Source organism: Nonomuraea marmarensis, assembly GCF_043197025.1.
GTDB lineage: Bacteria > Actinomycetota > Actinomycetes > Streptosporangiales > Streptosporangiaceae > Nonomuraea > Nonomuraea marmarensis.
In genome coordinates, this window is sequence record NZ_JBICRM010000038.1 from 52,727 (window position 1) to 67,309 (window position 14,583).

The following is a 14,583-nucleotide window of genomic DNA, read 5'->3' on the forward strand; positions in this document are numbered from 1 at the left end:
GAAACTCCCGTATGCGCACTTATGGGGATCTTTTCCGGGCGCCCGAGTTCACGCCGCTGTTCGCCACGTCCGCCGTGCAGACGGTGGCCTCGACGGTGAGCGGGCTGGCCCTGGGCACGCTCGTCTACGCGGCGACCGATTCGGCGTTCCTTTCGGCCGTGAGCATGTTCGGCCCGTCCTTCGCCCAGGTGATCGGCGCGACGGCGCTGCTGTCCGCGGCCGACCGGCTGCCGCCGCGCGCCGCGCTGACCGGCCTGGCCATGGCCTTCGGACTCGGTACGGCGGCTCTGGCGATCCCCGGCCTGCCGGTGTGGGCCTTCTTCGTCGTCCTCCTCGGCCTCGGACTGGTCGCCTCGCTGGGCGGCGGGGTGCGGCTCGGGTTGCTCAACGAGATCCTGCCGCAACAGGGTTATCTGCTCGGCCGTTCCGTGCTCAACATGTCGGTGGGCATCATGCAGATCTGCGGATTCGCCCTCGGCGGCCTGCTCGTGAACGCCTTGTCACCGCGAGGCACGTTGCTCGCCGCGGCCGTCCTCTACCCTGCCGCCGCGATGATCGCGCGCTTCGGTCTGATCCGCCGGCCGGCACGTGCCTCCGGACGACCCTCCGTCGCCATCACCTGGCGGAACAACGTCCGGCTGTGGTCTTCGGCGCCGCGCCGTTACGTCTATCTCGCCCTGTGGGTGCCCAACGGGCTGATCGTCGGCTGCGAGGCGCTCTTCGTCCCCTATGCGCCTGAGCATGCGGGGCTGCTCTTCGCCTTGGCCGCCTTCGGGATGCTGACCGGCGATACCCTCGTCGGCCGGTTCGTGCCGGATCGGTGGCGGGAACGGCTCGCCGCACCGCTGCGCCTGCTGCTCGCCGCTCCCTACCTGCTGTTCATCCTGCAGCCCGCGCTACCGCTGGCGGCGGTGGCCGTCACGCTGGCCTCGGTCGGGTACGCGGCCAGCCTCCTGCTCCAGGAACGGCTGGTCGCCCTCACCCCCGCCGACGTGCGGGGGCAGGCGCTGGGGTTGCACTCCTCCGGCACGATGACCATGCAAAGCGTCGGAGCCGCTCTGGCCGGCGCCATCGCCCAATACACCTCTCCTGCGCTGGCGATGTCGGTGATGGCGGTGGCGTCGGTCGCGGTGACCGTGGCCCTGGCACCGGGGCTGCGGCCCGGTCGCGGACAGGACGACGAGATCCCGGAGCCGGGCGGGGCCGCGGTTGCGCGGTCCCGCCCGGCGAACGCGGTTACTTCAGCCCGAAGGCGCGGGTGATGCTCTGGGTGACGCTGTTGCCGTCCCGGTCGTGCGCGGTGGTGCGCAGGGTGACGTACCCGGTGCCGGCGGGGGCGTGGAACGTGGTCGTCCAGCCGCCGCCGGCGCGGGTGAGGGAGGCCTTGTGCCAGGTGGCGCCGTCGTCGTAGGAGATGTCCAGCGTGACGGCGTTGATGGCCTTGGAGCTCGGTCCTCCCGGGAAATGCGAGGGAGTGACGGTGAGCTCGGTGTTCCGGCGCGCCTTACCCGCGGCGTCCGTGTCGACCTCGTAGTCGAGCTGGATCAACGGCAGAGCCGTGACCACGCCCGGCTCACCGGCCGCCGAGGTGAAGCCCCACTCGGTTCGCGTGCTGGTGGAGTAGGGGTTCTGCCACTCGCCGCGGGAGTTCTCGGAGACCAGCCGGTACGGCAGGCGCTGCGGGCTGAGCCCGGCGACGTAGATCTGGTCGGCGGGCCGCTCGGCCAGGAGCGTGTCCCCCTGATACAGCTTCAGCGCGTTCTTCACCTGCCAGTTGCCGTAGGTGGAGCCCACGTGGCCGGATCCGGAGTCGCTCCACCCTGGGACGTAGGCGCCCATCGCGTCGTCCTGCCGCCCGGGCAGCGACGACTGCACGCCGATGCGAGGGCGGTGGATGGGCCCGAACCAGTGCAGGTCGCCGGCCGAGCGTGCCGCATAACGCGTCGGCGCCGACAACTGACTCACCTCGCCGACGATCTGCGCCTGTTCCAGCCAGACGGTGTCCTCGTCCGCGGAGACCCAGTCGGTGCGCTCACCCTGGGCGGGAGCCGACAGCGGGTTGCCGAGCGCGAATCCCTGCCAGCTGTCCAGCCGGTATTCCAGCGCCCTGCCCGGCTGGTGGTTGCGGAAGGACACGTCGAGGCGGGCCAGCTGGTCCTGGCGCGGCCGGTAGGTCGGGTCCGCGGGGATCGCGCCGTCGTAGTGGTGGACGAGGTCGTAGAGGTAGCCGGTGGTGGGACTGGAGACCACGGTGAGCGGGGTCCGGCCGTGCCGGATCTGCGTGATCAGCTCCTCGCCTTCCTCGTGGGTCAGGGACGCCACGGTGAGAGGCGGCGGATTGGGAGTGCCGTAGGGGTTGTCCCACCACGGCTGCAGCCGGCCGATGCCGTCGTTGACGATCACCAGCAACCGGGCACCGGCCGCGGCCGCGGCGGCCGCCTGGTCCTCCACGGGTACGGCGTCGCTGCGGCGAACCACGGCGGCCTTGCCCTTGGCCTGCACCGCGGCGAAATCGGCCGCGGAGCCCGGCCCGGCGAAGACCGCGTCCAGCTTGGCCCGTCCCTCCGGCAGCGGGGTGGCGCCTCGCTGGACCAGCAGGTCGTCGAAGTCACGCGTGGCGGAGGCCACCGTCAGCGCGGGCTCCTCCTTGCGCCAGCGCGTACCGAAGATGAACTCGCCTTCGGCGACCTTCTTGCCCGTGGGCAGGGTCCAGACGCTGTCGTACTCGGGCTGGGGCAGCAGCGCGCTCCAGGTGTAGTCGTCGGGGCCGAAGCCGCGATAGATCTCCATGCGGACTTCGGAGCTCGTGCTCTGCTGCGGAGTGACGGCCCTGACCTGGCGGGCGGCCGAGCCGTCCAGCGTGACCGCACGATCGCGGTCCAGGTTGATGTCCGGAGCGCTCAGCATGGCCATGCCGAGGGAGTGCGGGCCGTGAGCGCCCTCCACGTCCGCCTCGAGCCACACGGAGTACGCACCGGCCGGCAGCCGGACGGTGCCGGTGCCCGTCTCTTCCAGCTGGAACGGCGCGAAGATCTTCTTGCCGACGACGATCAGCCGGCCGGACAGCGGCTTGCCGGCGCGGTCCTTGGCCGTGACCGAGAGGTCGTGGCGCTCGCCCTCCTTGCTGACGCCGATGAGCGTGTGCGCCACCGGCGTGCCGGCGGCGGAGGCGTCGATCGTGCCGCTGTAGTAGCCGTCCAGCGGCACGCGGTCGAGGTCGGCGGTGAGGGTGACCGTGCCGGTGCCGTGCGCGGGCACGGTGACCTGCGGGGCCGACAGCGTGAACACGCCCTGGGGCGCACTGGGCACCTTCGCGGCCAGGTCGAGGGTGACCGCGCTGTCGCCGGTGTTGGTGTAGGTCACCTCCTTGGTGTCCTTCTCGCCGGGCTCGTGCGGCCAGGGATGGAAACCCGAGTAGGCGCTCGCGCTGGCGAACACCGTGTTCCGCACGGCGGCCGCGACGTCCAGGCGACCGCTGCCGGCCTCGTACGGGCTGTATCGCGGGGTCGGCTTGGTGGAGCTGACCAGGGCGTTCTTGAGCTGCGCGCCGCTCCAGCCGGGGTGCGCGGCGGCCAGCAGCGCGGCGGCCCCCGCGACGTGCGGGGTGGCCATGGAGGTGCCGCTCATCGTCTGGTAGTAGCCCTCGCCCTCCATCGCGTACTGGGAGCGTGCCGCCAGCACGTCGACGCCGGGTGCGGTGAGCTCGGGCTTGAGCCCGTAGTCGCCCAGGCGCGGTCCCGTGCTGGAGAAGTCGGCGAGCATGTCGGAGCCGTCCACCGCGCCGACGGTCAGCGCCGCGTCCGCGGCTCCGGGCGTGCTGACGGTGTACGGACCGGAGTTGCCCGCGGCGATGGTGAACAACGCGCCGGTCTCCGCGCTCAGCGTGTTGACGGCCTGGCTGAGCGGGTCGGTGCCGTCCGTCGGGCCCGCGCCCAGGCTCATGCTGATGATCTTGGCGTGCTTCTCGCGGGCGGCCCATTCCATGCCGGCCAGCACCCAGGAGTCCTGGCCGTTTCCCGTGTCGTCGAGCACCTTGCCGACGAGCAGCTTCGCGCCCGGGGCGACGCCCTTCTCCTTGCCGTCGGAGGCGGCGCCGGTCCCGGCGATGGTGGAGGCGACATGGGTGCCGTGGCCCTGGCGGTCGGTGACGTCCTGCTCGGGGACGAAACTGGCCGTGTCGGCGATCTTCCCGGCCAGGTCGGGATGGCCGGTGTCCACACCGGTGTCCAGTACGGCGACCTCGACGCCCGTACCGGTGTTGCCTGCCGCCCACACCTGAGGCGCGCCGATCTGCGCGGTGCTGTCGGCCAGATCGACCTTGACCTTGCCGTCCAGCCACACCTTGGCGACGCCCCCGGTGAAGCCGGGCTGGGCGCGGCGGCTGGCGGCGCCTCCGGTCAGCGCGGTCCAGAGGTCGGCGGCGTGGTCCCGGTCCTGGGTGAGCGCGGCGCCCTGGATGCTGCTGAGCGTGCGCACCTTGGCCGCCCCCGAGGGAACCGCCTGGGTACGTGAGCGCGCGGCGGCGTCGGTGTAGGTGACGATCAGCGGCAGGTGGTCGGTGTGCGCGTTGTCGTAGCCGTCGGCCAGGAGCCGGGTGAGGTTGAACAGCTCCTTGTCGAGCAGCCCGGCGGCGACGTACGGCAGGGCGGAGCCGGGATAGACGTAGGTGTCCGTACCGACCTTGTTCACGTGGAATCCGGTGACCCTGCCGTCGGAGCCCTGGACCGTTGTGATCTCGCCGCCGTCGGCGGCGGTGCCGACCGTGACGGTGTCCCCGGTGATCAGGGTGACGGCTCGGGAGGGGTTCGACGCGGTTGCCGCACGCGCGGGGGTCGCGCTCGGCGGGGTGGCCGCGGTGGTGGCGAACGCTGAGGGGGTGGCCGCCAGCGTCGCGAGGGCAGTACCGAGGGCTAACAGCCCCGATCTGCCATGGAACGGGTGGAACAAGGGGGTTCCTTCGATAAAAGGGATAGAACACCAAAAAAGCCCTATTAAGGGATTAAGACGCCTCAATTGGGTTTTCTGGTCGAAGCGCGCTTATCGTACGGCAGGGCGTCAAGTTTCGTGAAGGCCTTCAAGCGGCCTACTGCCGGCCAGCCAATCCGGAGCGAGTTTCGTTACGGAAAGATCACCGAATCAATGAAAACGCGTTTCCGGGCCGCACCTCGTGGACGGCGTCAGCCGGATATGCGATTCGGGATCGGCCGTCGAATCAGGGGCGCCTGCTCGTTCAGCTGGGCCAGGCGGCGCTCGGTCACGCTGTCAGGCTCTGGATGCAGCACGATCAGGTGCTGGCCGTGGGCGGCGTTGACGCTGAACGCCTCGTACACGAAGGTCAGGTCTCCGACCTCGGGGTGGCGCAGGCGCCTGGTGATGCTGGACTCGCCGAACACCTCCTGGCAGGCCCACAACCGGGCGAAGTCCGGGCTGTTGCGGCTGAGCTCGTCGACCAGCGACATGACGTACGGGGCGGCGAGGTCGGCTCCGGCCGCGGCGCGCAGATTGGCCACCCGGGCGCGGGCGACGTCTTCCCAGTCGCGGTAGAACTCGCGGGCTGAGGGATCGAGGAACACCAGGCGAAGCAGGTTGCCGGCGTGCTGCTGGCCGACGTGCAGGGCGGTGCTCATCCGGTTGCCGGCGAGCACGTCCAGGCGGCGGTTGCACACGAGGGCCGGCACGAGCGGCCAGCTGTGTGTGAGCCGCAGGAGGTGAGGGTCGACCTGTTCCGGTGTGTCGGCTGGCCTGTGCCGCCGGAGCCCGGGATGGGCGAGCTCGTGCAGGTACGCCGCGGCGTCGGGGCCGAGATTCAGGACCCGGGTCAGGGCCTGGAGCAGCTGCTCCGACGGATGGCGTTCGCGTCCCTGTTCCAGCCGGGTGTAGTAGTCGGCGCTGACGCCGGCCAGCGCGGCCACCTCTTCGCGACGCAGGCCCGGTGTCCGGCGGATGCCGGTGGCGGTCAGGCCTGCCTGTTCCGGCGTTGTCGCCTGGCGCCGCGCGCGCAGAAAGCTTCCCAGAAGATGACTTCTGTCCACTTTGTCAGGTTATGGCGAATGGTGGCCCGCTGGGTGGGCGTGTCACAACCACCCTTCACTCGGGCTGGTGCGGCAAACGCCGCCTTCGGCGAGGTGACGGGTGAAGGCGGTGATCCTCGGTTCCGCCGCGGCGAACGGCACGCCGACCGTAAAGCCGGTGAACCTAATCAGGGGGTGTCGTCCAGACGTGCGAGGCCCAGCAGTTCCTGGGCCAGGACCTGGGGGTGGGTCACCATCGCCAGATGCCCGACGCCCGCCAGCGTGATCACCTGCATGCCGCGCTGGGCGGCCAGCTTGGCGGTCTCGTTGAGGAACGGGAGGCGCGCGCAGTGCACGTAGGTCGCGGGGATGGCCTCGCGCGCGGCGTCGTCCACGACGGGCAGCGCCTCTTCGACGGTACGCCTCGGCACAGGGGTGACCCGCTCCTCCAGCCACCGGCGATCATTTTCGTCGTCCACGCCGAACAGGGCGGGATCCGCGGGCGAGGACATCCAGGGCAGCCCGGGCGGCGACTGGCTGAAGTGCTCTTTCATGAGGGGGATCAGGTCGAACGCCGACTGGCCGGAGCGTGGCAGGAGGCCGTCGATGTAGCACAGCCGCCTGATCCGCCCGGGGATCAGCCCGCCGGTTCCGGCGATGACCATGCCTCCGTAACTGTGTCCCACCAGGATCGCGTCGGTCACATCCTGTTGCTCCATCAACTCCACGATCTCGCGGATGTGGACGGACAGGCCCATGCGGGGAGCGGCCAGGTGACGGCGTCCGGCCATGCCGGCCAGGGTCGGCGCGAACACCCGATGTCCTCGTTGTTCGAGCACGGGCCGCACCCGATCCCAGCTCCACCCCCCGAGCCACGACCCGTGGACCAGCACGTACGTCGCCATGCGTGCCACCATGACCGGCGATGGAGCAACAGAAACATCCTGGCTGATTCCTTGCCGGAAACTCGGCCTGCCCTTACCCGTCCTCCGCGCCGGTTCTCCGGCGCGGAGGCACACGGGCCGCGCTCACTCCTCAGGGGTACGAGAGCGTTCGCAGCCGTCAGGCGGTCGCGCAGCGGTAGCCGGGCGGCCGCGTGCTTTCCGGAGGCGGGAGGTCAGCGCTGGATGGATTTGGTCTCGAGGAACTCCTCGATGCCGTGGTGGCCGAACTCCCGGCCGTTGCCGGACTGCTTGTATCCGCCGAACGGCGCGAGGGGGTTCCACTGGGCGCCGTTGATGTCGACCTGGCCAGTACGCAGCCGCCGGGCGATCGCGAACGCGCGTTCCTCGCTGCCGAACACGGCGCCGGTGAGCCCGTACATGGTGCTGTTGGCGATCTCGACGGCCTGGTCGTCGTCGGCGTACGGGATGATCGTCAGGACGGGGCCGAAGATCTCCTCCTGGGCGATCACGGCGTCCGGGGCGACGTCGGCGAAGATCGTCGGCCGTGCGTACGCGCCCTGGTGCAGACCGTCGGGCTTTCCGGGTCCGCCGAACACGAGGGTGGCGCCGTCGGCGATGCCCCGCTCGATGTAGCCGTCGACCCGGCGGCGCTGCGCCTCCGTGGCCATGGGTCCGATGCTGGTGGCCTCGTCCGTCGGGTCGCCGACGGTGTACTCGGCGGCGGCCGCCACGGCCATTTCGACGACCTCGTCCTGCCGCGAGGCGGGAACGAGCATCCGCGGCCACGCGCCGCAGACCTGGCCGCCGTTGGTGAAGACCATGCGCAACCCGAGCCGGACGGCCTGGACGAGGTCGGCGTCGTCGAGGATCACGTTGGCGGACTTGCCGCCCAGTTCCAGCGCGACCCGCTTGACGGTCTCCGCCGCTACGGCCGAGATCCGCCTGCCCGCCCGGGTGGAGCCGGTGAACGACACCATGTCGATGCCGGGGTGTGCCGAGATCGCCTCGCCGACGACCGGCCCCGTACCGTAGACGACGTTGAACACGCCCGCGGGCAGTCCCGCCTCAACGGTGACCTCGGCCAGGAGCCCCGCCGTCAGCGGCGCGATCTCGGACGGCTTGAGGACCATGGTGTTGCCCGCCAGCAGGGCGGGCGCCACTTTCGAGACGACCTGCTGCAGCGGGAAGTTCCACGGCGTGATGGCGCCGACGACGCCGATCGGCTCCCGTACGACCAGCGAGTTCCCGATCTGCTCCGTCCAGGGGAAGTCGGCGGCGACCGCCGCGAAGGAGGAGGCCACCGCGATCGGGATGCCCGCCTGCGCGGCGCGGGACAGGGTGATGGGCGCGCCCATCTCGGAGGTGATCGTGGTGGCGATCTCCTCGACCCGGCTCCGCAGACCCTCGGAGATGCGGTGGACGACCGCGGCGCGCTCGGCGGGGTCGGTCGCGGCCCAGCCGGGGAAGGCCGCCGTCGCGGCGGAGACGGCCCGGTCGACGTCGGCGGCGGTGCCCGCCGGCACCCGGGCGACGACCTCGCCGGTCGCCGGGTTCACCACGTCGGTCGTGTCGGTGGTTCCTGTTACGGCATCGCCGCCGATCCAGTGGGTCGGCGCGTTCAGTGTTGGTGTGCTCATGAGCCGAGCGTGACACCGCCGGACGGCCGTAAACATGTTCTCCTGATCCGTGGATCCGGACCGCTGTGACCCGGATCACAGCATCAGCAGTGCATGGATCCGGCCGGCCGTCGCCGCGACCCTGGACACAGGGGACTTATGGTGAAGTACGAGGAAGATGGCTTCTGACCGGCGCTCTCTTCCCCTGGCTGATCACCAAGGAGAGGAGAAGGCACGCCGTGGACCGGGCCCGACTCGCCGACTTCCTGCGCACCCGCCGCGAGACGCTGCAACCCGAGGACGTGGGGCTGCCCCGCGGCAGGCGGCGGCGTACGAGCGGGCTGCGCCGCGAGGAGGTCGCCGTGCTGTCCGACATGTCGATCGACTACTACAGCCGGCTGGAACAGCAACGCGGGCCGCACCCGTCGGAGCAGATGCTCGCCTCGCTCGCCCGCGGTCTGCGCCTGTCCCTCGAGGAACGCGACCACATGTTCCGCCTCGCCGGGTACGCCACCCCGCAACGGGCCCTGCGTACCGACCACATCAACCCGGGGATGATGCGCATCTTCGACGGGCTCGAAGACGCCGCCGCCCAGATCGTGACCTACCTCGGGGAGACGCTGAAGCAGACCCGGCTGTCGGTGGCACTGATCGGCGACGAAAGCGCGTACACCGGGCTGGCGCGCAGCCTGCACTACCGGTGGTTCACCGACCCGGCCACGCGGTTGGTGTACCCCGAAGAGGACCACCGGGCCCACACCAGGCTGATCGCGGCGAACCTGCACCGCGTGTACACGCGCGACGGCAAGGACTCGCGCGCGGCGGCCATCGTCGACGCGCTGCTCGGCAGGAGCCCCGAATTCGCCGGGGTCTGGCGCGAGCACCCGGTCACGGGCCCGTATTGCCCGCCCAAACGCGTCCAGCACCCGCAGCTCGGGGTGCTCGAACTGCACTGCCAGACCCTGGTCGACCCCGATCAGTCCCAGTTCCTGGTGGTGTACACCGCGTCGCCGGGCAGTGAGAGCTACGAGAAACTCCAGCTGCTGTCCGTCATCGGCGACCAGCGCGGCCGACCGCACGCCAGGTAGGCATGGGGTTCGGCTGGGCCGGCTACCAGGGGCCGGTGACCGCCCGGCCGATGCTAGGTGGCGTCCGCGATGCGGTCGAGCCATGTCGAAAGGCCTGCACCGACGACAAATGCTTTGTGCCTGGCGCGGCGACGGATCACGCCCGTGGGCTGATCCCGCCACGGCCAGGCCGAGCAGCCGGTCCGCCTCGGCGGCGGGGGCCGGGTGGCGTTCCGTGGCCAGGACGATGCCGGCGATCAGTGTGAGCAGGTCGGCGACGGTCACGCCGGGCGACACCGCACCGGGCCCGGCTGGGCATCCCGCTCACCAGCTTCGCGGAATGGGCCGAGCAGCACCTGCGGCCCATGGCCTGACGTGCCCGCTTCGAGGGCCGCGTCGACCAGCGCGGACTCCTGGCGAGCGACGACGGAACGCTCTTCTGGGGACTTACGCGACGATCGCCAGCAACGTGGTCACCGCCGCGGTGAGCGCCGGATCGCCCGTCAGGTCGGCGCGCTTGCGGGCCTCCTCGACGGTGATGCCCCTGGTCGCCAGCCGCCAGAACGTGTCCTGGTCCATCGAGACCCGGGCGGCGGGCTCCGTACCGGCCGGCGACAGCCCCCACCGATCCACCTGCCTGGTCCCGAACCACCGGCCACCGGCGGGTCCGGTCACCTCCAGCGTGACCGTCGTGCCCTCCGGGCGGTCTTCCCGCCTCAGCGTGTACGGCAGAGCCCGGGCGAAGGCGTCCACCACCGGCCCCATGAGCTCGGCATCGTCGCCCCCTGGAACGGAGACGGCGTCGCGTACCTGCTGCTGATGCACCCAGAACTCGGTGTACTCGCGCGCGATATCGAGCCACGCCGGGCTGCCGACGTCCGTCGCGGCCCAGGACACGTCCAGATCCGCGGGCCCTTCCAGATCACGGGTCGCCCACATGGCGTCGAGTTGACGGCCGAGATGGTCCAGCATTTCGATCATCACCTGCGGGCTGATCTGACGGGTCGCCTGAACGAACTGGTCGTTGGTGCGCGCCAGGTACTCGGGCAGGGTCTCGTCGTTGGCGAAGACGGCGCCGCCGTACCCGTCGCGGCTGCCCGAAAGCCGGCGCATGTAGTCGTTCAGCACGTGCCCGACGACGTCATGAACGTCCCAGCCCGGACAGACCGTCGGCCTCGACCAGTCCTCCGGGGGCAGGGCGGCGAGCAGGTCGAGCAGGGCGCGCCGCTCGCGCGGAAACAACGGACGGGCGTCGATGACAGCGCCGAAGATCGTCATGCCCCTGACCGTACCTCTTGCGCACACAGGACCCAGCTCAAGTCAGCCATGCGTGCGCAGGGCGGTGATCACCCAGTCGAAGGCGGGAATGACCGAAGCGGATGGCTCCCGGCCATTGAGCACGGCCAGCAGCTGCCAGTAGCGCTCGACCTGGGCGTCGGCCCGGGTCTGGAGCCGTTCGCGCAGCTCGGTGCGTTCCTCGGGTGACAGGCGAGGATCGATGATGCGGCTCAGGATGACGCTGCCCTCGGCCGATTCGGGCGCGATCTTGTCGGCCAGTGCTCGGCCGGCCTTCTCCAGTACCAGCCGCCGCAGGTCCAAGCCGTCTTCGAAAGGCGGCTCGGCGGAACCGCTGAGCACGATCCGTCTCAGCCGCTGCCGGAACTCCCCGTCGGCGACCAGTTCGGCCAGCTCCACCCAGGCGTCGACCTGGCCCGGCGCCGGATCGTCCGGCAGTTCGCCGGGCAGCTCTCGCATCCACTCGGCGACGATCACGGCGTCGTCGTCAAGGTCGATTCCAGCGAAGACGTCGCCGATGAAGTCGTCGATGATCTGCTGCCGCTCGGCGGCCGACAGTTGAGCGAGTTTGTGCATGATGAGCGTCTCCTCCGTGGTACTGCCGCGCTTGGCGATCGTGCGGAGCACGGCGCGGCGAAGCTTCAGGGTCCGGATCTCCGCGTCCAGCGCTCGGGCGTGCAGCTCCGCCACCTCGGCCACCGTGACCTGCCGTGCCAGGATCTCCTGGACGGCCTCCAGGCCGATGCCGAGCTCGCGCAGCGTCCGGACGAGGTCGAACCGGGCCACCGCGGTGGCGTCGTACAGGCGGTACCCGCCGGCCGAGCGGCCCGTGGGTGGCACCAGACCGCTGTCGGACCAGAAGCGGATCGTGTGCACCGACAGGCCGGTACGGCGGGCCAGCCGCCCAATCGTGTAAAGCTCCGTGCCGTCACTCACAGGACGAGCCTGCACCTTCGAGCCACTCGAGACTCAACCCGCGGGCGTAATCCCTGGCCCGGCGCGGCATGAAAGGTCCGGTCCAGGGCCAGTTCGTGGGGTGGCGCCGGGAGCGTGTGCGGCTACGAGGATGGCCGGGTTTCACAAGGGAGCAGAGTTGATCACTTGGTGTCGGCGAGGAGGGCGAGGCCGTCCAGGGTGAGCGTGATGAGGCGGTCGGCGTCGGTGGGGGACAGGTGCTCGCGGAGCGAGGCGGCGGCGGTGGTCAGCGCCGTGACGTCCGCGCCCGTCGCGTCGGGGCGGACGGCGCCCGATTCGCGGGCGTGCGCGATGAGCCGTTCGCCGATCTCGGCCATGCGCAGGCATGAGGCGTGCAGTTCCGAGGCTTCGTCGTCCAGGCCGCCGGCGAGCAGGGCGGCCAGGCCGCTGTAGGTGGCGGCGTGCTCGGTGACCGCGCGGACCCAGGTGGCGAGCGCGTCCGGCGCGGGGCGGGCCACGAGCCGGTCGCCGAGCTCGAACAGGGCCTCGTTGCGGTCCCGGAGCAGCGCGCCGACCAGCGCGCGGCGGTTGGGGAAGTGGCCGTAGAGCGTCCCGATGGCCACGCCCGCGCCGCGCGCGATGCTTTCCAGGCTGGCGTCCACGCCCCGTTCCCGGAAGGCGGCGTCGGCCTCGGCCAGGAGGCGCTCGTAGTTGCGGCGGGCGTCGGCACGGGGCCGGCGGCTGGTGGTCATGCAGGCAGTCCTAGTAATTCGAGGCAGCCTCGATATAGTGTTTTCGAGGTTGCCTCAGCTTAGCGGAAGGACTGGTCATGATCCTTGTTACCGGAGCCACCGGATCCATCGGCACGCACCTCGTTCGCCTCCTCCTCGATCGCGGAGTTCCGTTCAAGGCGCTGGTCCGCGATGAGACCAGGGGGCGGGCCCTGGGGTGTGACGTCGTCGTGGGCGACTTCGACGACCCTGGCTCGCTCGCCGCCGCATTGGCGGGCGCGGACCGGCTGTTCCTCAACGCCGGTGGCGCCCAGCCGGTGGACGGCGAGCAGCCGATGATCCGCCAGCAGCGGGCCGCCATCGACGCGGCCCGCGCCGCCGGCGTGTCCAGGGTGGTGAAGGTGTCGGTCTGGGGCGCCCACCAGGGCGGGCGGCTGGCCGAGGGGGCGCACTGGGAGATCGAGGAGTACCTCAAGGCGTCGGGGCTCGGCTGGTCGATCTTGCAGCCCAGCGGGTTCATGCAGAACTTCATCACCGGGGCGGGTGCCTTCACCGCCGACGGGAAGCTCGCCGGCGCGTACGGGGACGCCCCCGTCTCCTACATCGACTGCTACGACATCGCCGCCTGCGCCGCCGCTCTCCTGACCGGATCGGATGGCCTCGGCGAGACGTACGTGCTGACGGGTCCCCGCGCGCTCACCCACGCCGAGATCGCGCGGGAGCTCTCGGCCGCGCTGGCCCGGACGGTCGCGTACGCCGAGTTGTCCCCGGACGAACTGGCCGCGGCGCTGCGGGCGCAAGGGCTGCCCGAGCGGTTCGCCGACGACGTCGCCGTGCTCTCCCGGCAGGTGGCGACCGGCTCACTGGAGGCCACGACGAGCGCGGTGCGGGAGCTGACCGGCCGCGAGCCCCGTACGTTCGCGCAATTCCTGGCCGCGAACGCGGAGGCGCTGCGAGCGGGCCTGGTCTCCACGGTGCACTGAATTCCTCTGAAAGAGTGCGGGCGGTCGACCCCCAGCCCCGCCCGCACGTTCTCGGGTCGTCAGGCGACGACGAGTGATTCGGCCCTGAACTCGCGGCCCGCGACGATCTCGGAGACGAAGCCGTCCGGGCCGACGGGGCGGTCACCGATCAGGGTGACCCGGTGCAGGGTGCGCTGGACGTCGAGGTGGTCGAGGTCCGACGGGGCCAGGTGGGCGGTGGCCCGGTTGTCCCAGAAGGCGAGGCTGCCGGGCTGCCAGCGGAATCGGACGGTGTATTCGGGACGGGTGATCTGCTCGTAGAGCAGCTCCAGGACACGGCGGCTCTCCGGGGCCGAGAGGCCGACGATGTGATCGGTGAAGCCGGGGTTGACGAACAGCGCGCGCTCGCCGGTCTCCGGGTGCACCCGTACCACCGGATGCACCGAGACCAGCAGGTTGTCGTTGATCCGCTTGACCAGCTTGCCGTCCTGCTCGGCCGGCTGGTACCCGGCCAGGAAGCGGTGCTCGGCGCGCAGGCCGTCCACGAAGTCGCGCAGCGGCGCGGACAGGCCCTCGTAGGCGGCGACCAGGTTGGTCCACTGGGTGTCGCCGCCGAACGCCGGGACGGTCTCGGCCCGCAGGATCGAGCCGGCCGGCGGATTGACGGCGGCGGTGACGTCGGTGTGCCAGCCGGAGAAGTAGGAGTACTTCCGCTTGCGGTACAGCTCGCGGTAGCCGCGGCCGTACCGTTCCTCGTAGCGGCGCGGGTCGATGGTCAGGATCTGCGGGAAGTCCTGCGGCGGGGCGTCCTCGTGCGGATGGGCGTGGGTCAGCTCGCCGAACTGGCGGGCGAAGGCGATCTGGCCGGCGTGGTCGAGGGTCTGGCCCCGGAAGAAGACCACCTTGTGGGTGAGCAGGGCCTGGCGGATCTCCGCCACGATGGTGGGGTCGAGGGGGTGGGCGAGGTCGACGCCGGTGATCTCGGCGCCGATGCGCCCGGCCACGCGATTGACGGTCAGAATGCTGGTCGTGGGCATGCTGAAGCGCTCCTGAGGTGGTGGAGTGAAAAGGGGAGACGGG

At 70.8% G+C, this 14,583-nt stretch carries 11 protein-coding genes; 3 read left to right on the forward strand and 8 right to left on the reverse strand.

Features of this window, described 5'->3' with window-relative positions:
* Positions 1-11: 11 nt before the first annotated feature.
* A complete protein-coding gene (locus ACFLIM_RS41285; protein ID WP_393174604.1) occupies positions 12-1,262 on the forward strand; it encodes an MFS transporter in 1,251 nt (416 codons plus the stop codon).
* Here the strand turns inward: ACFLIM_RS41285 and ACFLIM_RS41290 are convergent.
* The 4 genes from ACFLIM_RS41290 to ACFLIM_RS41305 form a co-directional block, all read right to left on the reverse strand.
* Entirely contained in the window at positions 1,237-4,947 is a 3,711-nt protein-coding gene (locus ACFLIM_RS41290; protein WP_393174606.1) for a S8 family serine peptidase, read from the reverse strand. The two genes, ACFLIM_RS41285 and ACFLIM_RS41290, sit on opposite strands and share 26 nt — an antisense overlap.
* A 230-nt stretch (positions 4,948-5,177) precedes the next feature.
* A complete protein-coding gene (locus tag ACFLIM_RS41295) occupies positions 5,178-6,032 on the reverse strand; it encodes a helix-turn-helix domain-containing protein (RefSeq protein ID WP_393174608.1) in 855 nt (284 codons plus the stop codon).
* Positions 6,033-6,199: 167 nt separating this feature from the next.
* Positions 6,200-6,916, reverse strand: coding sequence for an alpha/beta fold hydrolase (locus tag ACFLIM_RS41300; protein ID WP_393174610.1), 717 nt, complete (start codon positions 6,914-6,916; stop codon positions 6,200-6,202).
* Positions 6,917-7,128: 212 nt separating this feature from the next.
* Complete coding sequence (locus tag ACFLIM_RS41305; RefSeq protein ID WP_393174612.1) at positions 7,129-8,553, reverse strand: aldehyde dehydrogenase family protein; 1,425 nt, start codon at positions 8,551-8,553, stop codon at positions 7,129-7,131.
* 218 nt (positions 8,554-8,771) lie between these two features.
* On the opposite strand from ACFLIM_RS41305, the gene ACFLIM_RS41310 reads away from it, so the two are divergent.
* Positions 8,772-9,620 carry a helix-turn-helix transcriptional regulator gene (locus tag ACFLIM_RS41310; protein ID WP_393174614.1) on the forward strand — a complete coding sequence of 283 codons (849 nt, stop codon included), beginning with the start codon at positions 8,772-8,774 and terminating at the stop codon, positions 9,618-9,620.
* A 426-nt stretch (positions 9,621-10,046) separates the two neighbouring features.
* Here ACFLIM_RS41310 and ACFLIM_RS41315 read toward each other — a convergent pair whose 3' ends face one another.
* The 3 genes from ACFLIM_RS41315 to ACFLIM_RS41325 all read right to left on the reverse strand — a co-directional run bounded on the left by ACFLIM_RS41315 (position 10,047) and on the right by ACFLIM_RS41325 (position 12,562).
* Positions 10,047-10,877, reverse strand: coding sequence for a maleylpyruvate isomerase family mycothiol-dependent enzyme (locus ACFLIM_RS41315; protein WP_393174616.1), 831 nt, complete (start codon positions 10,875-10,877; stop codon positions 10,047-10,049).
* Between the two features lie 42 nt (positions 10,878-10,919).
* Positions 10,920-11,831: a helix-turn-helix domain-containing protein gene (locus ACFLIM_RS41320; protein WP_393174618.1), complete on the reverse strand. Its 912-nt coding sequence runs from the start codon at positions 11,829-11,831 to the stop codon at positions 10,920-10,922.
* Positions 11,832-11,992: 161 nt separating this feature from the next.
* The gene (locus tag ACFLIM_RS41325) at positions 11,993-12,562 is read right to left on the reverse strand and encodes a TetR/AcrR family transcriptional regulator (RefSeq protein WP_393174620.1); all 570 of its coding nucleotides are present in this window, start codon (positions 12,560-12,562) and stop codon (positions 11,993-11,995) included.
* Positions 12,563-12,639: 77 nt separating this feature from the next.
* On the opposite strand from ACFLIM_RS41325, the gene ACFLIM_RS41330 reads away from it, so the two are divergent.
* Positions 12,640-13,524 (forward strand): NmrA family NAD(P)-binding protein, encoded by an 885-nt coding sequence (locus ACFLIM_RS41330; RefSeq protein WP_393174622.1) that lies wholly within the window; start codon positions 12,640-12,642, stop codon positions 13,522-13,524.
* Between the two features lie 59 nt (positions 13,525-13,583).
* Here the strand turns inward: ACFLIM_RS41330 and ACFLIM_RS41335 are convergent, their stop codons facing one another.
* A complete protein-coding gene (locus ACFLIM_RS41335) occupies positions 13,584-14,540 on the reverse strand; it encodes a TauD/TfdA dioxygenase family protein (RefSeq protein WP_393174624.1) in 957 nt (318 codons plus the stop codon).
* Positions 14,541-14,583 lie beyond the last annotated feature (43 nt).